Source organism: Shewanella halotolerans, from assembly GCF_019457535.1.
Classification (GTDB): Bacteria; Pseudomonadota; Gammaproteobacteria; order Enterobacterales; family Shewanellaceae; genus Shewanella; species Shewanella halotolerans.
On record NZ_CP080417.1, the window covers coordinates 272,134 to 291,304 of the forward strand.

A 19,171-nucleotide genomic window follows, 5' to 3' on the forward strand; every position below is an offset into this window, starting at 1 on the left:
TGCTTGAGTAATTCTTGTTAATTGAGGTGGTTAAGCCCGGATACATTAACGCAAAACCGCTTAGGTATAAATTGAGTTAATTATTTTTTGTCGGATTGCAGCAGTTGTTGCAGATAATTGAGTTCTTCGGCGCTCAGCAGCTGACGGCTGCTGTTTGGACGCGCCTGAGCTTGTAGGTCTGGGGAGAGGCGGCCCCTGAGATAGGCGGACATGGTGATCTGCTTGAGGCCATAGAGGGCGAGCAGGTAGAGGCTGAGGAGCAGAAACAGCCGGGTGCTCGCCTGAGCCGCCAGGCTGACCTTATCCCCCAGCAGGTAGGGCAGTATGACTAATCCCATGCGCACCAGCCAGTTGGTCAACATGGCCAGCGTCAGCGCCAGCAGCCATCTGAACTTGATATCCTTGAGACTGTCTTGATGGGCGCGGTGAGCCCGTCCCTTGAAGCGGCGCAGCAGGCGCCAGATGGCGTAGAAATAGAGAACGGTCTGCAGCACCAGCAGCAGGGGTAGCACAGTACTCAGCAGGGTGACATGGTTAAACTGGGTCACTCTGCTGGTCGAGACCAGCTGGCGCATCTCACCGCTTAGCAGCGCGCTGAGGCCTATCACCAGCACCAGGGCGATGGCGGGGATGAAGTGGCGCGACAGGCCGATAGAACCCTTGATGTCGTGCAGGCTGCGATAGCAATAGAGATACAGCATGGGCATCAGCAGGAAATAGGCCGGGATAAGCAGGATAAATAGCTGTTGCAGCGGCAGGGGCGAGTTGTCTCTGTTGAGCAGGCCGGTGAGAAAGTAGAGGGCCAGTAGGCTGAAGATGGCGCCTAGCAGCTTGTGGTTGTCGTTGCGATCACGGTAGAGATACCTGAGGTAGAGTCCCAGGCCGATACAGTGCAAGCCGCCCAGCAAAGAGAGCCACCAGTATCCTTCGAATAACAAGCCGTGAGAGTGCGTATCCATAGTGCTCATTGTTGACGCAAAATGGCCGGCGAGGCAAGCGTGAGGTGGGATTTCGCCTCGAAATGCCATCAAGGGTTAAGGCGCTGATCTCAGCTTGGAAATAACGGGTTAACCCAAGGTGAATTTTGGGCGTTATTGGCGCGGCTAATCGCAGGGGTGACTGCTGGAACCGCGCCCCGACCTAAGAGGAGGGTTTCTGCTCCTTGGCCAGACGCAGGTGGCGGTTAGATGCCGCCGCGGGCGGCTTGCCCGGCACAGGGCCGCGTTCGGCCCACAGGTGACGTATCGCCATGATGGGGTGGGGCAGCAGCATGCGCGGGCCGGAATAGATCATTATCTCTCTCGCCTTGGCCTTCGGCTCAGGCTTGTAGCAATGCACAGGGCACTTGTTGCAGGTGGGTTTGTCCTGACCGTAGGGGCAGCGGTCGAGCCTGGTGTGGGCATACTCGAGAAACTCGCTGCACTCTGGGCAGTTGGCCACATCGCCCTTGGCTTGGCAGTGGTCTTTGCAATAGATATGTACCATGGCGGCGATGGTCTTAAACTCTCGCAGCAGCTTACCACTTAGAATCTCTTGGCTCATGATATATCTGACTTCTTTACTGGGTTATAGCTAGCCTAGCCCGAGGCGAACGGGAACACAAAAGCAAGCGGCGAAATTATGAAGATGCGCACAAAATGACACTTTTAGTCGGTGCTGTCTGCCGCTGAAAATCACGGCAGAAAAGGCCATTTTTACCCCCTAAGCATGATTTTCACGGCTGTTTTTGATACCCGAGCGAAAAAGAGGTATAAATATTTGATTTATAGCAAGAGAATCGACTAATAATATCGGTTAATATCTAGACATATTTGCGATATGAAAATGCCTGATACTGGGCGCGATTAATCAACGGTGGATGATAATGAAATATATAGCCATTATTTTGCTGGTAGCGGTGGGCGTTTACCTGTACAAACGAGCGCAGCGACTGGCACAGGAAGAGCAACAAGCAACCCAGAAACCGGTTGAGAAGGTGGTATCAGGCGAGGCCGTGAATGTGCCTAGCCAAGAAATGGATCAGGAAGCGGAGAAGGTGGTCTCGACCCCTGCCGACGAGGGCGTGACCTTCGAACCTGTCGAGCCCGTTGAGACAAAGGCTGTTGAGACGGCGGCTGTTGAAGAGACTGTCGTAGAAGTTGTCGAAGAGAAGAAACCGACCGAGGCAGTACTTGAGGTTGAACAAGCTCCCGAGCAGCTTGCTGAAGAGCCAGAGCCAGAGCCAGAGCCAGAGCCAGAGCCAGAGCCAGAGCCAGAGCCAGAGCCTGCCTTCAAGATGCTGGCGGTGACCGACGAGTCATGGGCGAATGACAAGCTGAGCGCGTCTTTAGCCCAATATCGTGCCGAACCAGAGGCCGAAGGTAAGCATGTGGCGCTGCTACAGGCGATCGCCGAGTGTTACAAGCAGCGTAAGCAGGAAGAGTACCGCGAATATGGCGCAGCGCTGTCGCCATATTATCAATCGCTGTTTGCGGCACTGCCAGCCCCTACCAAGGAGAAGGGTGTCGGCTTCATGCACCTGGCCACCCTGCTTAACGACTGTGGTGACTTCGATGGTGCCATCGCAATCTGCCAGGCGGCTATAGGTTATGGCCTCTCAGACGGTACGGTTACCGGTTTCGAGGGACGTATCACTCGCATCGAGAAGGCCAAGGCGAAGGCGCAGGCCTGATCTTAGCCCCGGCAGTAATCTACTGCATCGCGGCGAATAGCCGTGTAAACTAGTCAAGCAATACTAAAGAGGCGATCTGAGTGTCGCCTTTTTTATGTCTGGAACATTTATGTCATTTTCCCAAGGATGGAAAGAAAATGACGTTATGTCTGGAACATTTATGCCCTATCCGCAGGATGACTGGTAAGAGTTCCAGGGATGGAAAGGAAATGGCGTTATGTCCGGAATATTTGTGCCCCATCCGCAGGATGACTGGAGAGTGTCGGGGATGGACAGAATATGACGTTATATCCGGAACCTTTATGTCTCTGGTCCCAGGGCCATATTGGCCTTGGTTTAGGTTGGACAATCTGTGGTGAACAGGAGATCAAAATGCGCAGCATGATGGCTTTCGCGGCGTTACTATTAACTATGACGGCTTGTACCCAGGTGCCACAATGGACCCTCTTCTATTATCCCGATGCGGCGCCGGGTGAATCCGCCGAGGCGCTGGCGAGCCAAGGTGAGCTAGACCAGCACATAAGCGGCTACTATCAGCAGCTGGATCAGTGCCTGGCAAAGGGCGCCGGTATGGTGAAACTGAGTCAGACGGGCAGCGGCAGTTATCTGTGCGGTGAACTATGTCAGCGCAATGAGGCGGGTGAGCTTAAGTGCCAACGCCTGGAAACTCTGGCAAGCCAGTGAAGCATAAGGGTTAGCCAATGAAGTTTAAGCAAGACTATTTCGACCAGCTAAGCGGGTTTTATTCCCAGGTGACCCCTCAGGGGTTGCCGCGCCCTCAGTGGCTGGCCTGGAGTGAAGATGCCGCCGCGCTAATTGGGCTTAAGCAGCCCGATGACGAGTTGCTACAGGGGCTGGCGGGCAATCAGGCGATCCCGGGGGCCAGCTATTATGCCCAGGTCTATAGCGGCCATCAGTTTGGCGGCTACTCGCCTCAGCTTGGCGACGGCCGCTCCATCATACTGGGCGAGGCCGAGGGTCCACAGGGCTACTGGGATGTGGCGCTCAAAGGCGCGGGCATGACTCCCTATTCCCGCCATGGCGACGGCCGCGCCGTATTGCGCAGCGCGGTGCGCGAGTTTCTGGTTTCCGAGGCGCTGCATCATCTCAATATCCCCACGACACGGGCCCTGGCGGTGATCGGCTCTGACTTGCCGGTATGGCGTGAGACCCAGGAGACGGCGGCCATTACCGTGCGTCTGGCCAAGAGCCATATCCGCTTCGGTCATTTTGAGTTTTTCTGCCACAGCGAACAGGGCAGCAAGGATAAGCTCAAGCAGCTGCTCGACTTTACCCTGAGCCAGCACTATCCCGAGTTGAGCCGTGACCAGGTCGGTTACATCGCCTGGTTTAACCGTGTGGTGGCCGATACCGCCAAGCTGATCGCCCACTGGCAGGCCGTCGGCTTCGCCCATGGGGTGATGAACACAGACAACATGTCGATCCTCGGCGATAGCTTCGATTTCGGCCCCTTCGCCTTCCTCGATACCTTCGAGGAGGACTTTATCTGTAACCATTCGGATCCCAATGGTCGCTATGCCTTCGGTCAGCAGCCGGGCGTCGGCCTGTGGAACCTACAGCGTCTGGCCCAGGCCCTGGTGCCGATTATCGCCTCGGACGATCTAATCGCCGCCCTCAATACCTACCAGCATCACTTAGTGCAGGCCTATCTGGTCTTGATGCGCGATAAGTTGGGCATTGGGTTGATTGAGGCGGCAGGCAGTGAGCAAGATGAGGCGGACCTACAGCTGATAGGCGGCTTTACCCAGCTGATGGAGGCTAACCGTTTGGATCACACCAACACCTGGCGCCGCTTTGCGCAGCTGGATCCGAATAGCCAACACTCATCCCTCAGGGATGACTTTATCGATCTCGCCGGTTTCGATACCTGGTATCAGGCCTATCGCGAGCGCTTGGGGCAGGTGAGTGATGTGGCCAGATGGCAGGCGGCGCGGGCACAGGTGAATCCTAAGTATGTGCTGCGCAACTATCTGGCTCAGGAGGCGATTATTGCCTGTGAAGAGGGCAATACCCAGCCGCTGGCCGATCTGCACCAGCTGCTGACACGCCCCTTCGACGAGCAGCCGGAGAAGGAAGCCTACGCCAAGCGTCCACCCGAATGGGGACAGGGACTTATCATGTCCTGTAGCAGCTAGCCGGCCGAGATAGCCGCACGTGGGCCTAAAAGAATCAGTTTGAAGAGGCAGGGAGAACCCTGAGTAAGTTATGAATCAAGAGTTGAAGATCAGCGCCATTAAGGTCGAGCCCCAGGCCAAGAGCCTGTCGATTCTGGCCGATGTGGATTTTGACCGCTTCGATCCTTTTGCCGAGGCGCTCGTTAAGGCGCTGGATTGCCGGGTGATCGAGCGTCACTGGGGCGCGGACAGGCATCAGTGGCTGCTGGAGTTCGAGGGCAGCCTGTTGCAGCTAAATTATGAGTTTTATGGCGATGTCTGCTGGCTGTCTGTGGAGCGCGACGATGAGGTCGAGGTGCTCGTCTATCTGGCCAGCCTATTGGAGTCACAGCTATGACAGAATCAATGCAAGGGGCGGGGTTTCATTTTCAGGCCTTGACGCCGGATCTAATTCTGGATGCCATTGAGTCTGTGGGCATCTACCCCGAGACAGGCCTGCTGGCGCTGAACAGCTATGAGAACCGCGTCTATCAGTTTCGCTGCGATCTGGGGCGACGCTATGTGGTGAAGTTCTATCGCCCCGAGCGTTGGAGTAATGAGCAGATCCAGGAGGAGCACGACTTCTGCGCCGAGCTGGTGGAGGAGGAGATCCCTGTGGCGGCGCCTGTGATCATCGAGGGACGCTCACTGCAGGAATATCAGGGTTATCGCTTCGCGCTGTTTCCCTCCATGGGTGGGCGCGCCTTCGAGGTGGATAACCTGGAGCAGCTTGAGGAGGTGGGACATTTCATCGGCCGTATTCATCAGATGGCCAAGCGGCGTCCCTTTGTGCATCGTCAGACCCTGACCCCAAAATTGCTGGGCGATGAGTCTCTGGAGTGGCTCAAGGGCTCAGATCATGTGCCACCCAGCCTTGAGACCGCCTATTTCACTATAGTGGAACAGGTGCTGGAGAAGGCGAAAGCCATCTGGCATCAATATCCCACCGAGGCGATCCGCCTGCATGGGGATCTGCATCCCAGTAACATCTTGTGGACCCCGGACGGCCCCGGTTTCGTGGACTTGGATGATGCCAAGATGGGGCCAGCGGTGCAGGATATCTGGATGATGCTCTCGGGCGAGCGCTCGCACCAGACCCTACAGCTTGAGGTGTTGCTGGAGGCTTATGAGGAGTTTTGCGACTTCGATAATCGCCAGCTGCATCTTATCGAGTCGTTGCGGGCGATGCGCATGCTGCATTACAACGCCTGGTTGAGCCGCCGCTGGCAGGATCCCGCCTTTCCGATGCATTTCCCCTGGTACGGCGAGGAGAAATATTGGGAGCAGCAGATCCTGGCCTTCAAGGAGCAGCTGGCTAAGTTAGATGAGCCGCCGATCACCCTGATCCCCTATTAGTCGGGGCTAATTTGGCTGTAATTTGTAACAGAAAAATGAACTTATCCGCTTGAGGTGGACTCCAAACCACTTTAAGGTATGGTCAATCTTTTTGTCATAGTGGTGCTGAGGCACTGTTAAGGAAGCATAATGAAGAAAGCGTTATTGGTAGCACTGGCACTCTTAGTTGCCCCTATGGCGGCACTGGCCGCCGATTACAAAGAGGGAGTTCATTACACAGTGATCAACGATGGCCCAGCTACGGCTAAGCCAGAGATCGCCGAGTTTTTCTCTTTCTACTGCCCACATTGCTACAACTTTGCCAAGACTCAGGTGCCTAAGATCAAGGCTAACCTGCCAGAAGGCGTAGTGTTTAAGCAGAACCATGTTGAATTTATCGGTCGTGAAATGGGCCCAGAGATGTCCCGTGCCTTCGCGGTAGCGAATCAGCTGAAGGTTGAAGACAAGATGGAACACGCGCTGTTTGCCGCTATCCACGACAAGAAGCAACGTTTCGTTAGCCGTGACGATATCCGTCAGCTGTTCATCGCCAATGGCGTAGATGGCAAAGATTTCGATGCCGCCGCTAACTCTTTCATGGTGAGTGCGCAGATGGCGCAGATGAAGCGTGCAACCGAGAATGCCAAGCTGTCTGGCGTACCAGCCCTGGTCGTGAACGGCAAGTACCGTGTCGAGACTGGCGCGATTAAGTCTTACGACGAGTTACTACAGATCGCTTACTACCTGACTAGCTTGAAGTAATCGGCAGTCGGTTATCGAAAGGGGCTTAGGCCCCTTTTTTGTTATCCAGAATAAAAAAAACCGTATTTCCGGTCGCTATGGAAATACGGTTATTGAGCTAAAAAGCTCTATTTACCCTGAGTAACTGCTCCAATCTACCAGTGTGTCAAAAATTTGGCAAGCGCCAATTTTTATTTCGCCTAGTCTATTAGTCTGATAGACAAGGTAAATTTTTAGCACTATGGCATGCGGGTCAAATTTAGCGAAAAAAATGCTCAGAAAATTGAAACTAACATGGTAAAAGACCTGTCGAATCTAAGTATAAAAATAAGAACGCAGAGTCTTGCTTGGAGGTCTCATGAGAGTTTTTCCTGTCTACGCACCGAAATTGATTGTCAAACATGCCCGAATCTTTGTTTCCGGGGTGATCTGGGTAAAAGACCTGGGACGATTAGAGTTCGAGAAAGGAAAATTTTTGCTGCCGCGTCAGAGCCTGCCTCAGGTAAAACGCGCCATCATGGAATTGAATGAAATGATTGAGCACCAACATAACGAGGCGAAGACGGCTTAGGTCTTCGCGCATCGAACGCGCTTATCAATAGAGCCTCAGGCTCCTTGTATAAGCGCCTCTCCTCTGAAGTTATTCGCTAACTTCGTCGTTCAGCAGACCCACAAGCCCGGTAACTTTCTCGTTCCAAGAGGTGAGATCTTGGCTCAGCTGTTGGTTCTGTTCGTTCAGGGTATGGTTCTTCTGCTTCTCTTCTTCAAGCTCCATTTTCAGTAGCTCAATGGTTTCGAGTGCCGCTTGGATTTTTGTCTCCAGCTTGGACAGTAGTTCAAGGCTCATGGGGAGGTCCTAATAGTTTCTGGATGGTGCTTCGATTCTATCAGTGCGGCTATCTGAGTGAATAGCTAATTCGTGCTAAATGTCTAAAAATCCATCTATATATGGATTAAACATTGTTTATTTCGTCGGCGCGGCGAGCATCCTAGCCCAAAGGGCCTGTAGCCGACCTGTCGGCGAGCTCTGCCGTTAATCTTCTCGTGACTTGTCTGCCGGTGCGATCACCACACGATCGAACGCCGCGCCTTGGGTTAAGGGGGTGATGGCCTGAATATGATCTAGGCGGATCGCCTGCTCGCCCGCCTCGTTTCTCACGGTCAGGTACTCGCTCTTATCCGCCTTGGTGGTGAGTGTGATGGCGGTGGCCCTAATCTCTCCGGTCGAGGTCTCGATAAGCAGCTGATAACCCCTGATGCAGGCCAGCTCCAGGTGGTCGTGAACATGACAGTCTATGATGCGATAGGGTTGCATAGTGTTTCCTTAGGTTGAAGGGTGCGTCCTTGAACGTAAATGGCTCGGCGCCGGGTCTATTGAGTAGACCCATATCATCTTGGAGGATAAGCCGCCTTGAGTAAAGTCGCCCTCTTGTTCATGTTGAGCCTGTTGGCTCATCTCGCTTTTGCGGCTCAGACGCTGACGCAGTTTCATAAGCGCAGTGGTGAGCAGCAACCGCTTGTGGTCGAGCTGTTTACCTCTCAAGGCTGTAGCAGCTGTCCGCCCATGGAGCGATGGCTCTCGGGATTTAAACAAGAGACCGGCCTTTGGAACTATTATTTCCCGCTGGCTTTTCATGTGACCTACTGGAACTACCTCGGCTGGAAAGATCCCTTCGCTAAACGCGCCTTCAGTCAACGCCAGTATGATTACCTCAATCATAAGGGCATTTCCCAGGTCTATACGCCGCAGCTGGTGATCAATGGCCGCGAGTGGCGCCCGGGCCGGCAGGCGCTGCTGCCCGATGAGTCCGATAAGCGAGCGTTAGTGGGCAGATTAAGCCTGACCATAACGGGGCAAGAGTTCATGGCCAGCTTCGACAGCCGGTTGCCCAGCAATCAAGGGCTCACCCTGCACCTTGCCCTGCTGGGTAGCGGGCTGACGACTCGAGTGGGTAGGGGAGAGAACCGAGGCAAACACCTGGTGGAAGACTTCGTGGTCTTGAGCCACAGGCGTTATTCGGCGTTAGCTAGCCAGCCCCTAAATGACCAGGCCTTGCTTGAACAGGTTTCAGTTGAACAGGGCTCGGCTAAACAGGCTTTGGTTGGACCGGCTTTGGCTGGACAGAATTGGGATAAACAGACCGTCACCTTTAGCGGGAGCATTGAGCCGCTCGCTAAGGCGGATAATACGCCTAAGCGTTTGGCCTGGGTGGCCTGGATCGAACAAGAGCATATTCCCTTGCAGGCCGTGGGCGATTGGCTGCTGGTCGAGGAAGCTAATTGAATGATAGAAACAGGGAAAAGCGCCCAATAAAAAAGCCCCTTGCGGGGCTTTCTTGTATAGACTCGGCTTAGAAGCGGTAGTCTACAGACAGGTAAACCTGTTGGCTGTCATCCAGTGAGAAAGATGCCTTGTCGCCAGCGTCTGACGCGAAGCCTTTCTCATAGTCTTGCTTCAGGTAACGGTAGCCGATCTCTGTGCTCAGGCTATCGTTGATCTTGTACATGAAACCTGTTTGACCACCCCATACGAAGGTGTTTTTAGATTCCAGCATGTCTGTGTCTGGGCTCGTGTGGTTTACACCAGCTGTCGCACCGATGAACCAGTTGAACTTGTTGTTTGCATCCAGGCCAACCAGGTAGTCGTAAGACATCAAGAAGCTCTGCTGCTTAGCGAAGTCATCTGAGTTGTAAGAGTAAGTACCGTATACGCGGTTGTTGTCATTGAGGTAAACACCGCCACGTAGCTCATAGATCATGTCGCTATCTGAATCTTTGAAGGTGCCCTTGCTGAAGCCAGGATCGACCGCTTCGGTGATCTCTGCCTTGTAGTTGTTCTCTTGTGAACCGATACCGCCACCGATGAACCAATCTGCTGCCATAGTTGGCGCTGACAATGCTGCGGTGATGACTGCGGCTACTGCTAATGTCTTCTTAGTCATAATATGCTCTCTTTTAAAAGGTGGTGTTGTTTTCGTTGAGGGCATAGTAAGTTAGCCTTGCTGAACCAAAACTGAATGAGATCTGCAAGTTAGTTTCTATTTGTCTTGCCGATAGGTGGATTGCTTGTGTGACGAAATGAGCGGGCTACTCCTGTGAGTGGGCCGTTTAATAAAGGAGTGAAACCATGAAATTGGTGTTTGTACATGGATGGAGTGTCACCAGTACCCAGACCTATGGCGAGTTGCCCCAGGCGCTGCTTAAGCTGGCCCCCGAGGCCTTGGCCCTGGATATTCAGCACATCTATTTAGGGCGCTATATCAGCTTCAACGACGCGGTGACGCTTGAGGATCTCAGCATCGCCTTCGAGGCCGCCCGCCGCGCCGAACTGGGCGATGAGCCTTTCTCTGTGATAACGCACTCCACAGGTGGCCCCCTGATGCGCTACTGGCTGTGTCGCTATTACAAAGAGACTGAATCGGCGCCGCTGCAGCATCTGATAATGCTGGCGCCTGCCAATCACGGCTCGGCCTTGGCGCAGCTGGGTAAATCCAGGGTGAGCCGACTCAAAGCCTGGTTCGATGGTGTCGAGCCGGGTCAGCGCGTGCTGGATTGGTTGGAGCTGGGCAGCGACGGACAGCACCAACTCAACTTAAGCTGGCAGCAAAAGGATTGGTTAGGCGCCGGCGTCTATCCCTTCGTGCTCACCGGAGAAACCATAGACGGTGCGCTTTACGACTATATGAACAGTTACACCGGCGAAGTAGGCTCCGACGGTGTGGTGCGGGTGTGCGCCGCCAACATGAACTTTGTCTACGCCAAGCTGGCGCAGCAAGCTGGGCTTCAGTGTGAGAGCTTCGATGGTGAGTGTGCTGAGACTCTATCATTGACCCAATTGAGTCAGGCAGTTGATCCCTGCGTTCTCGGCATAGTGCCAAAGGCGAGTCATAGCAATCGCAAGATGGGGATCATGAACTCAGTGACCCAGAGAAATGCCGCTAACAAGCCTGTGGTCGCCGATATTCTCGATTGTCTGAGGGTAAAAGATCGCCAGGGGTATCGTAAGCTGAGAGAACAGATGGCGGTCAAGTCCGAGGCAAGTCGTAAACCACGCCGTTACTGCATGCTGGTGGTGCGGGTGTTCGATAATCTGGGTCACAGGGTGACCGACTTTGACTTTTATCTGTTGGCGGGTGATGAGTATCACGCCTCGAAGTTACCCCGCGCCATGGTGCTGGATAAGCAGCGCAACAGCGTCAACGGCAACGTGATCACCTTCTACCTGGATGCCAACAAGCTTTCCAAGATACGTGCGGGTAAGCTGGGGCTTAAACTGATCCCCAGGCCAGACGAGGGCTTTTGCCATTACAAGAGCGCCGAGTTTCGCTGCGAGCCTGAGCAGTTAACCCAGCTGTTTGGCGCCGACCAGACCCTGATGCTGGATATTCAGCTCGAGCGCTATATCGCCCCCAATACCTTCAGCTTCGCCAAGATTGGCGACCCGGAGGATTTCAAAGGGATCTCCCCAGACTAGTCGTCTGAGAAGAGATGTGGATAGCAAAAAGCGGAGCCCCAGGCTCCGCTTTTTTAGGCATGGAGGCCGAGATTACTTCTTGAAGAAGGCTTCGTTGGTGCCGTAGGGGCCTAAGTTTAGGTCGCGTTTACGGATGGCATCTACGCGGTCGAAGGCTTCTTCGGCAACGCGTAGGTTTTTCACGTCTTTACGCCAGTAGTATTTAAAGCCGTCGAAGTGGGCGTTGTTCGGATACCAATAGATCACGCCCAGGCCTTTTTCAGACATGATAGGCGTGTTGTGGATGGTGGCACCCGGAATGTAGAAGTATTGGCCAGTACCCAGCTTCTTAAATTGGTTGTCCGCCAGGGTTTGTCCCTCGCCGTTGACCACGTAGTAACATTCAGGTTGACCGTGGAAGTGAGGTGCATGGTCTGACTTGCCACCATCGGTAATACCAATCACCACAGGGCTGTCAGATAGCTCTTTCCAGATGTAACCAACGGGTGACTTAGTACGATCACAGTCTTTGACTTCCGAAATATTGCCATCGTCATCCAGGGTCTTACAGAAGCGCTGATCGGCGGCGATGCTGTCGTTGGCCTGGATGGTGGTGAAGTCGATCTTGCCCGCTTCCCAATCCGCAATATAGGCCTCAACTTCAGGGTTACTGCACTGCTCAGGCATAGTGTCCTGTGGTGAGTAAGGTGTGCTGTCGTAAGGCACTGGCGTCATCTGCTGAAATGGCAGCTGTGCATGATTGCATTGCGGGCCTTGAGCCACGGCTGTGGTTGAAGCCAGTGCGGCAACACCTAAGAGCATTTTTAGTTTCATCATTCCTGTCCTATTTTTTTGCGGCCCTTGGGCCGCGCTATTTTGGGGGTAAATTTGTGTATGGACTAACGATAAAGTGATTAGTTTGTTGTAAAGGTGAAATGGATCACGTCACTTTTTTAACAGCAAACTTATTCGTGACTTGGCTCGCGAATAATCTTACCTATCGCAGGTCTCATAGCGAAAATTGCATGCTCAGCTGGGCATAGTTGGAGGCGCCTTTTGGGCGCGGAGCCGCGGCATCTCTATTGGCGTCATCAATCTCATAGCGTCCGAGTTCGACGCCGACACTGAGTGCCGGTGTGAGATCGGTAAACAGGTTGATGCCCCAATGATGACGATCCGTCTGCTCTATTTGGGTCGTGGTACGGCCGTAGAAGAGGGTCGAGCGGCTGCGCTCGGTCCAGAAGTGGCGATAGGCAAACATGCCCGACAGCGAGGTCTCGATCTCGCCATCGAAGATATCCTTGGCTGCATCCGTGCCCACATAACGTCCCAGATTGCCATAGTGCAGTTGCAGGCGCAGGTCGTCGCGGCCAAAAGTGAATAGTTTGGCGCCCACAGAGAGCCCCGCGCCCCATTGATGGCTGCCGTCGGGGTCGAGATAGCGGATCAGGCTAGATAGTGAAACGTTGCCCCAATCCCCCTCTAGGTTATATCTGATGATGGCATCGGGCAGATAGTCGTTACTGGTGTCTATCCATTGCATCTGCCCTTGGTTATCAGGGCTGCTGGTGCCGTAGGTGTAAGGGTTTTCCAAGGCAAACTGCCAGTGGGCCGTGCTGAAAAGGAACTGTGCCTGTCTGACCATGGCTTGGCCAACTAAGGGGCCGCCGAGATCGGCGGTTTCAGCAAAGCTGGAGGTGTTGACCAGGGTCGACCAGGTTTGCCCGGCGGTAAAGCCTTCGTACTGAATGAAGGCGTGCCTGAGTCTTGGAGCATAAGAGTTGGAGATGATGGGATTACCCTGGGCGGAGCCTACAAAGTCTATCTCGGCGAAGCCGAGGATCTGTTCATGTTCGAGTCTGATATTGAAGCGGCTCTCCTGAGCGCTAAATTGGGTACGTTTAGCCGACGGAACCACCTGGCCGCTACCGGCCCAACTGTGCTGAAAGGCAATATTACCGTCGACATAGCGTGCATTGGCCTTGAGAAATCCACCCAACTCTATGCTGGTGGCATGAGCCGTTATGGCTAGGGAACTGAGGCAGATGAGGGCACAGCTTAGGTATGTTTTCATAGTCTTGGTGTTGATTGATACAGAGGGAAATGAAAAAAGCCCTATCAAATAGGGCCAGATTTAAAATGCGTTAGCGCTTGGGGAGCCGCATCGAATCTCAATAAAGGGAAAAAAGACAGAAACCGGGTGAGAGCGAGCCGATTTCTGCTGGGCACTTAGGTTGCTCCTTAGAAGTAGTAACCGAAGTTGATGTTGACCCGTTTGTCCCAGTCGTTGCCGACCTCTGGGAGGCCCACATGGTCGTTGTTGGCGGTAGAGAAGGTCATGTTCTTACCCATGACGAAATCGACCATGGTGTAAGTTGGGCCTGCCGCAATGGCACAGCCGGTGACGTTTTGCATGCTGTTGTCATAGCTGTTGTCGGCGACATCCGGGGTCATCACGCCAAAGTCGTTGTAGCACTTCACGCTACCCCAGTCGGTGTTGAAGGTCTTGGCGATGTTGGCGCTGTAGGCCTGGCCCTTGGAGGCGATCTCATACTGCCAGCTCACCACAGAGACACCTATCTTGTTGGGATCTACGGCGTTGGCTGCGTCATATTCATACTGCATCGCCTGTAGCTGAAGGTTCCAGCCCTTGTAGCTGCTGTCCAGGTGCAGGGCCACGGCATAGCGGTCGCCGTTGTTGCCCGTTTTGCTGTTGTAGATCTGACCATATTGCACTGAGCCACCTAGCGTCGTCGAGCCGCCTTCATGCTCCAGGGTATAGGTTTGGCGCACGTTGAACTGGTTGGTCTCTTCGTTGTGATATTCGGTGCCGTTGATGGTGCCTGTGTAGAGATCGGTGGCGTAGCGCTTGTTCTCTGTCGGGCCGTACTCAGGGTTCTTGTAAAAGGCCAGATCTGTGTGCCAGCCATTTTTCTCATACACGGCCTTGATACCCACATCATGATCATCTTCGAAGCCTAGGTAGTAAGGGATGCCGAACCACCAGCTGTTAGAGATGAAGTCGCGGTTACCAAAAGGCACCTTGTTGATACCGAACTGTAATTGCCAGTCTGGGTCGATGTTGTAGTAGCCATAGCCATATTTGATATAGTCTGTGCTTGAGGTGAAGCGGTATTCTGCCGCCAGGCCCCAGTCACCTTTCTTGCCGTTAAACTTGATGGCGGCCATATCGAAGGTCAGGTCGCCGCCCTTGTCTTTAGAGGCCTCGCTATAGTCTTTGTAACCATAGTTAACGCGTACCGCGCCGCCGACATTGATGCCATCTTCTTGCTCCTGGGCATACGCCGTAGAAGCTGAGAGGGCGATCGCGGTGGCGACCATAGACAACATAAATTGAGTGGTCTTTTTCATCATCATTACCTATTAGTATTTTTAAGTATTTACTTCAGAAATCGTTACATCTCACCAAACCAGGTGCGGTGGCACTCTGCGCACACCGGAGCCTTCTTCTCATGCTCGCCATGACAGGCCAGGCAGCTCGCGCCTTGGTTATAGTGCAGAGACTTATGTGGATGGGCCTCTGGGATGGCCAGCATGCTTTCGTCTACTGGGATGCTGTTGATCTCGCCATGACACTCGACGCAGGCGCTGTCGGTGGCGTTCTTCTTGCCCGAACCCTGATGACAGCCTTGGCAGCCATCCTGATAGATAAACTCGTGGTTGGTGCGTCCCTGGGTCTTGCCCTTCATCTTGACGAGCTCGCCCGCGTAGACGCCCGAAGAGAGTGCTAGCCCGAGTAGGAGGGTTACAATAAATTTGTTCATAGTGATTAAGCCTGCGCGTCAGATTTGATGGTTTCAGAGACGACGATTCCCATCGCCAAACATTCGAGACAAGAGGTTGAGCTGAGTCTGGCCTCGCCGTGAATGCCACCCGTGACCTCTCCTATGGCGTAGAGCTTCTTGATGGGCGACATGGAGCGGCCATCGATAACCCTGGCGGCAAGATCGGTCTTCAGACCGCCCATGCAGTAGTGCACTTTTGGCCAAATACGAGAGACCACAAAGGGGCCGGTGAGAACTTCGGCCGTGTCCATCTTACGGTTGAACAGCGGGTCCTTACGGGCGCTGACGTGGCCGTTGTATTCGTTGATGGTGCGTTTTAGCTCGGCGGCTGGAATGTTAAACTTGCTGGCTATCTCATCGAGGCTGTCTAGTTTCCAGGCCATCTTGTCGCGCAGCGCACGCACCACACGGTCATCGTCTTTGTATTTCTCGTAGTTGAACAACACTATTGGGTAGGCTGGGCTGTTGTCTGGGTAGCGGTTCTTCATGATGGCTTCGGAGCAGGTCTTGCGATCTGCACGCTCGTCCATGAAACGCTTACCATTGAGGACGCTGATGGCCGCGCCCTGGTGCCAGCCGATAGAGAGCAGGGCGTTTGACCAGCCAAATCCGCCCTCGTCCGGGGAGCCCCAGTGACCCGTCTGGATCAGGTTCATGTGCACGGGCAGGGCGCCGTGTGCCATGGCGGTGAGGGTTACCTCGCCGGTGGCGCCAAGGGCATTGGTGCAGTCAAGTGTCGGGTCCAGCGAAGGGTCGACCACCTCCCTGAGTTTCATGTTACGGGCGAAACCACCATTGGCCAGGATGACCGCCTTGTTAGCCTTGATGTAAATCGTGCTGCCTGTGGTGATGTCGGGGAAGTGGTAGTTCTTACGCACCTTGACGCCGACGATCTCTTGACCGTCCATGATGAAGTCTTCGATGTAATGTTGTAGACGGTATTCGACCCCTTCTCTGACACCCGCCTCGTACAGCTTGGTGGTGATGTCGCCACCCGTGCCGTGTTGAGTGCGTATGGCGCGGGCCTTGTTATGGCCGCCGACTTGAATGTTAAAGCTGTCGCGAAATTTTACGCCCGTGCCGATACATAGCTCGTAGGCATCTAAGGCTCTATTGGCGATCTGGCGCAGCGCCGCCTCATTTTGCATGCCGCGACCCGAGATGATCTGATCTTTGACCAGCTCTTCTGGTGAGTCATCTTCGATGCCCTGGGCCAGTTGAATGGGATTCTTGGGAATGGCTAGCCAGCCGCCGTTGATCGCCGAGTTACCGCCGATGACCTGCATCTTCTCGAGTACCAATACGGATTTAATACCTTGACGCTTGGTGTTGAGGGCGGCAGAGAGTCCGGCGAAGCCTGAACCGACTATTATGACATCATGAGACTCGTCCCATTTAATCGCTTGGCACTCTTTGGCCAGGCTGGTGCTGGGGAGCGCGGCGGCCATGCCACCTATGGCAGCACCCGCACTAAGCTTTAAAAAATTTCTTCTGTTGTGCATCTAAAGTGTCCTCTGTCTCTGTATGCAGGCAAAGATAGAGGTTCTGTGGAGGGCTAAAGTTGAACTAAGTCACGGCGTTTTCTGGGTGGCAAACTTATTCGTGAACCATGTCCCGAATAATTTTTCTGAAATGTTTCTATATGGTCGAAAAGTTGGCGTAAGTGTATACGGGGTGAATATTCCTGGGTGAATGTTTGTTTGACGTAATTCACAAAGCGGTGCAATAAAGACCTCATTGCGTGAGGTCAGTCCCGATTAAATCGGCGTTCGCTGTAATTCAAAATCAAAATCAGCACATACTCTCGGCTTCTCTATGATTAAGGTATAAACGATGAAATGTCCCACTGAAACCTTGCCCATGATGCGTTGCAATCAGATATTGGATGCCGCCGAGCGGCTCATCGAGTCTCAGGGGATCGTCTCGTTCAAGTTCTCTCAGTTGGCCAAAGAGGTGGGGTGTTCCACCGGGACCCTGTATAAGTTTTTCGAGCGTAAAGAAGATGTGTTGGTGTGTTTGTTTTTACGCAGCGCCACCTCGAATCATCTGCCGATTTTTATCGATAAGCATCCGGAGCTGAGCGAGTTGGAGAAAGTGCTCCTGCCTGTATTGTTCACCTTCGAAACCATCAGCCGCAGCAAGAGTTTCTTCACCCTACGTTCGGTCTCGGTTAACACCATGGTGTGGCAGCTGGCCAGCGATGAGAAAGTGGAGCGCTTTAAGAAACGCATCAACGCCTTCTGGGGCTGGTTTACCAACTCGCTCCATGCAGCCGTGGAGCAGGGAGAGTTACAGGCCACACCGCTACAGATCAAAGAGTTGGTGCAGGGGCTAACCTTCTATCTAACCGGTTCATTGACTCAGTTTGAGAGTCAATTAATCGCGCCCGAGTATCTGTCTAACCGGCGAGAAACCTGTTACCGCCATCTGGCCAAGTTGATGGGGCAGTACAAGTGGAACCAAGCATTAACCCCTGAGCTGTTCGATAGTCTCGAGGCGAGAACCAAGGCATTTTTTGACCAACATTACCGCGACCATATGACCTGCGCGGCCTGCAGTGCCCTATCTGGCGTAAATCTGAAAGATCGCCCTGCCTGCGTCAGACAGGCTTATCAATAAAAAGCCCTCGATAGGGTCGAGGGCTGGGCCTAAGTTTGTCGGTGTGATTTGATGAGCAATAGTGTGGCCCTAAAGCTGACTAAGTTAATCTCTACAGCGAATAACTTAGTGGGAATGAATTGATTCCGCTGGGGCGACTTTGACCGGATAGGGAATGGCTTCATCGCCCTGAATGAAGTAACCCGTTTGTGCGAAGGCATTCTTTTCTGACCGCACCGAGAGTCTGCCGGAGATGTAGACAGGTTGCTCAATTTCTGGAAGTGCTACGGGTCGCTCAAACGTAACGTGAATCAACTGATTAGGGCCCGGTGGTGGTCTGTGGATACAGGCGCCCTGTCGCGGCGACAAGAGAAAGTCCCGTGTTTGTCCGTCGAGTGCATCCAATGGGATGACGAAGCCGGGAATGACCACACGTTTACCATCGAGTGCCTGGTTTATGTTGATTTCAGCCGGAAGCTTAGCCGGCCCGGGGGCCAAGCTATTCCAGAGAATCGCCTGCGGTTCATCGGCAAAAATATTGCCGCTAAGTAGTAAGCCGAAGATTAAGATGTATTTATTCATAATGATTTAAGGGGCCGGTATTAACGGCCCCTTACTCTGGCCAAATGGCGACTAAGCGTTACTTCTTAGAAGATTGAATGACATCCCAACCATAACCGCCTTTACCCGAGCGCACGGCGTGTGAATTGGTGTAAGGGATGAAGTCAAACATCAAGGTTTCACCTGGGCCAACATCTTTTGGCCACTGATATTTAAAGGTAGAGAACTTACCATCGAGCGGGAACCAGTACATGTAGATCAGATCCTGATCATCATAGGTGTTTGGTGTGTAGTGCATCGCTTTACTCGGGATCTCGATATAGTCCCCGGGTTGGAAAGGCTGCATTCTCTCTTGTGCCCAGGTCAGACCTTCACCGCTAAGGTTGTAGTAGCACTCCATCTCTCTGTGGTAGTGAGGAATGGCGGTACCAGGGGCGACTCGTACCAGACCGATAACTGTCGGTTCGTCGTTGAGCTCTTTCCAGCACATGCCAACCTCGGTGGCACTGGCGCCGCCTTCCGGACAGGGGATCAGCGTGTCGGGATCGGCAATCGTCCAGGTCAACCAGCCTGAGTCATTGGCACCCTTACCGCCATGATCGTTCGACTTGACCGAGAAGATGTCCTTCTCGCCACTCTGTAACTCTTTAAGGTAAGCCATCGCCTGCTCTTGTTTGCACACCATAGGCAGAGTCTTGGTTGGCGCATTGATGGTCGATAGGGTCGGTTTCTCATTGTGCCAAGGCTTGTCGGCTGGCTTATCGGCAGCAACGGCGCAGCCGGTCATCAATATTGCTGAGCTGATCAGTAGTTTTTTCATCATCATATCCTT

At 53.5% G+C, this 19,171-nt stretch carries 22 protein-coding genes; 10 read left to right on the forward strand and 12 right to left on the reverse strand.

Annotated features, from left to right (window positions below):
- Window positions 1–80: 80 nt before the first annotated feature.
- Together K0H81_RS01320 and K0H81_RS01325 are read right to left on the reverse strand one after the other, a co-directional pair.
- Window positions 81–968, reverse strand: a complete 888-nt coding sequence (locus tag K0H81_RS01320; RefSeq protein ID WP_220059626.1) for a hypothetical protein — start codon at window positions 966–968, stop codon at window positions 81–83.
- A gap of 172 nt (window positions 969–1,140) precedes the next feature.
- Window positions 1,141–1,542, reverse strand: a complete 402-nt coding sequence (locus tag K0H81_RS01325) for a nitrous oxide-stimulated promoter family protein (RefSeq protein WP_011864065.1) — start codon at window positions 1,540–1,542, stop codon at window positions 1,141–1,143.
- Between the two features lie 322 nt (window positions 1,543–1,864).
- Between K0H81_RS01325 and K0H81_RS01330 the strand changes: the two genes are divergently transcribed.
- The 7 genes from K0H81_RS01330 to K0H81_RS01360 all read left to right on the forward strand — a co-directional run bounded on the left by K0H81_RS01330 (window position 1,865) and on the right by K0H81_RS01360 (window position 7,492).
- Window positions 1,865–2,671, forward strand: a complete 807-nt coding sequence (locus tag K0H81_RS01330) for a hypothetical protein (protein WP_220059627.1) — start codon at window positions 1,865–1,867, stop codon at window positions 2,669–2,671.
- A gap of 279 nt (window positions 2,672–2,950) precedes the next feature.
- Complete coding sequence (locus K0H81_RS01335; protein ID WP_258406351.1) at window positions 2,951–3,355, forward strand: hypothetical protein; 405 nt, start codon at window positions 2,951–2,953, stop codon at window positions 3,353–3,355.
- A 17-nt stretch (window positions 3,356–3,372) separates the two neighbouring features.
- Window positions 3,373–4,827: a protein adenylyltransferase SelO gene (locus tag K0H81_RS01340; protein ID WP_220059628.1), complete on the forward strand. Its 1,455-nt coding sequence runs from the start codon at window positions 3,373–3,375 to the stop codon at window positions 4,825–4,827.
- Between the two features lie 70 nt (window positions 4,828–4,897).
- A complete protein-coding gene (locus K0H81_RS01345) occupies window positions 4,898–5,203 on the forward strand; it encodes a DUF3630 family protein (RefSeq protein ID WP_144203871.1) in 306 nt (101 codons plus the stop codon).
- On the forward strand, window positions 5,200–6,201 hold the full coding sequence (locus tag K0H81_RS01350) for a serine/threonine protein kinase (protein WP_286670442.1): 1,002 nt from the start codon (window positions 5,200–5,202) through the stop codon (window positions 6,199–6,201). Before K0H81_RS01345 ends, K0H81_RS01350 begins: the two co-directional genes overlap by 4 nt.
- A 129-nt stretch (window positions 6,202–6,330) precedes the next feature.
- Window positions 6,331–6,942: a thiol:disulfide interchange protein DsbA/DsbL gene (locus K0H81_RS01355; RefSeq protein ID WP_011864071.1), complete on the forward strand. Its 612-nt coding sequence runs from the start codon at window positions 6,331–6,333 to the stop codon at window positions 6,940–6,942.
- Between the two features lie 337 nt (window positions 6,943–7,279).
- Complete coding sequence (locus K0H81_RS01360) at window positions 7,280–7,492, forward strand: DUF1107 domain-containing protein (protein WP_011864072.1); 213 nt, start codon at window positions 7,280–7,282, stop codon at window positions 7,490–7,492.
- A 69-nt stretch (window positions 7,493–7,561) separates the two neighbouring features.
- Here the strand turns inward: K0H81_RS01360 and K0H81_RS01365 are convergent, their stop codons facing one another.
- Both K0H81_RS01365 and K0H81_RS01370 read right to left on the reverse strand, forming a co-directional pair.
- Window positions 7,562–7,768 carry a cell division protein ZapB gene (locus K0H81_RS01365; protein WP_011864073.1) on the reverse strand — a complete coding sequence of 69 codons (207 nt, stop codon included), beginning with the start codon at window positions 7,766–7,768 and terminating at the stop codon, window positions 7,562–7,564.
- A gap of 186 nt (window positions 7,769–7,954) precedes the next feature.
- Entirely contained in the window at window positions 7,955–8,236 is a 282-nt protein-coding gene (locus tag K0H81_RS01370) for a Rho-binding antiterminator (protein WP_220059629.1), read from the reverse strand.
- Between the two features lie 96 nt (window positions 8,237–8,332).
- Here K0H81_RS01370 and K0H81_RS01375 point away from each other — a divergent pair, with 96 nt between their 5' ends.
- Window positions 8,333–9,205 carry a DUF1223 domain-containing protein gene (locus tag K0H81_RS01375; protein ID WP_258406352.1) on the forward strand — a complete coding sequence of 291 codons (873 nt, stop codon included), beginning with the start codon at window positions 8,333–8,335 and terminating at the stop codon, window positions 9,203–9,205.
- Between the two features lie 67 nt (window positions 9,206–9,272).
- Here the strand turns inward: K0H81_RS01375 and K0H81_RS01380 are convergent, their stop codons facing one another.
- Complete coding sequence (locus K0H81_RS01380; protein WP_220059630.1) at window positions 9,273–9,863, reverse strand: outer membrane beta-barrel protein; 591 nt, start codon at window positions 9,861–9,863, stop codon at window positions 9,273–9,275.
- Between the two features lie 185 nt (window positions 9,864–10,048).
- On the opposite strand from K0H81_RS01380, the gene K0H81_RS01385 reads away from it, so the two are divergent.
- Window positions 10,049–11,395 carry an esterase/lipase family protein gene (locus tag K0H81_RS01385; protein ID WP_220059631.1) on the forward strand — a complete coding sequence of 449 codons (1,347 nt, stop codon included), beginning with the start codon at window positions 10,049–10,051 and terminating at the stop codon, window positions 11,393–11,395.
- A 72-nt stretch (window positions 11,396–11,467) separates the two neighbouring features.
- Here the strand turns inward: K0H81_RS01385 and K0H81_RS01390 are convergent, their stop codons facing one another.
- From K0H81_RS01390 to K0H81_RS01410, 5 genes are all read right to left on the reverse strand, one after another.
- Window positions 11,468–12,211 carry a cupin domain-containing protein gene (locus tag K0H81_RS01390; protein WP_220059632.1) on the reverse strand — a complete coding sequence of 248 codons (744 nt, stop codon included), beginning with the start codon at window positions 12,209–12,211 and terminating at the stop codon, window positions 11,468–11,470.
- Window positions 12,212–12,383: 172 nt separating this feature from the next.
- On the reverse strand, window positions 12,384–13,448 hold the full coding sequence (locus K0H81_RS01395) for a hypothetical protein (protein ID WP_220059633.1): 1,065 nt from the start codon (window positions 13,446–13,448) through the stop codon (window positions 12,384–12,386).
- Between the two features lie 167 nt (window positions 13,449–13,615).
- Window positions 13,616–14,749 carry a hypothetical protein gene (locus tag K0H81_RS01400; RefSeq protein ID WP_220059634.1) on the reverse strand — a complete coding sequence of 378 codons (1,134 nt, stop codon included), beginning with the start codon at window positions 14,747–14,749 and terminating at the stop codon, window positions 13,616–13,618.
- Window positions 14,750–14,790: 41 nt separating this feature from the next.
- Window positions 14,791–15,159, reverse strand: coding sequence for a cytochrome c3 family protein (locus tag K0H81_RS01405; protein WP_220059635.1), 369 nt, complete (start codon window positions 15,157–15,159; stop codon window positions 14,791–14,793).
- Window positions 15,160–15,164: 5 nt separating this feature from the next.
- Window positions 15,165–16,682: a flavocytochrome c gene (locus K0H81_RS01410; RefSeq protein ID WP_220059636.1), complete on the reverse strand. Its 1,518-nt coding sequence runs from the start codon at window positions 16,680–16,682 to the stop codon at window positions 15,165–15,167.
- A gap of 331 nt (window positions 16,683–17,013) precedes the next feature.
- On the opposite strand from K0H81_RS01410, the gene K0H81_RS01415 reads away from it, so the two are divergent.
- Entirely contained in the window at window positions 17,014–17,799 is a 786-nt protein-coding gene (locus K0H81_RS01415) for a TetR/AcrR family transcriptional regulator (RefSeq protein WP_220059637.1), read from the forward strand.
- Window positions 17,800–17,904: 105 nt separating this feature from the next.
- Here K0H81_RS01415 and K0H81_RS01420 read toward each other — a convergent pair whose 3' ends face one another.
- A complete protein-coding gene (locus tag K0H81_RS01420; RefSeq protein WP_220059638.1) occupies window positions 17,905–18,360 on the reverse strand; it encodes a DUF3299 domain-containing protein in 456 nt (151 codons plus the stop codon).
- Window positions 18,361–18,418: 58 nt separating this feature from the next.
- Complete coding sequence (locus tag K0H81_RS01425) at window positions 18,419–19,159, reverse strand: cupin domain-containing protein (RefSeq protein ID WP_258406353.1); 741 nt, start codon at window positions 19,157–19,159, stop codon at window positions 18,419–18,421.
- Window positions 19,160–19,171 lie beyond the last annotated feature (12 nt).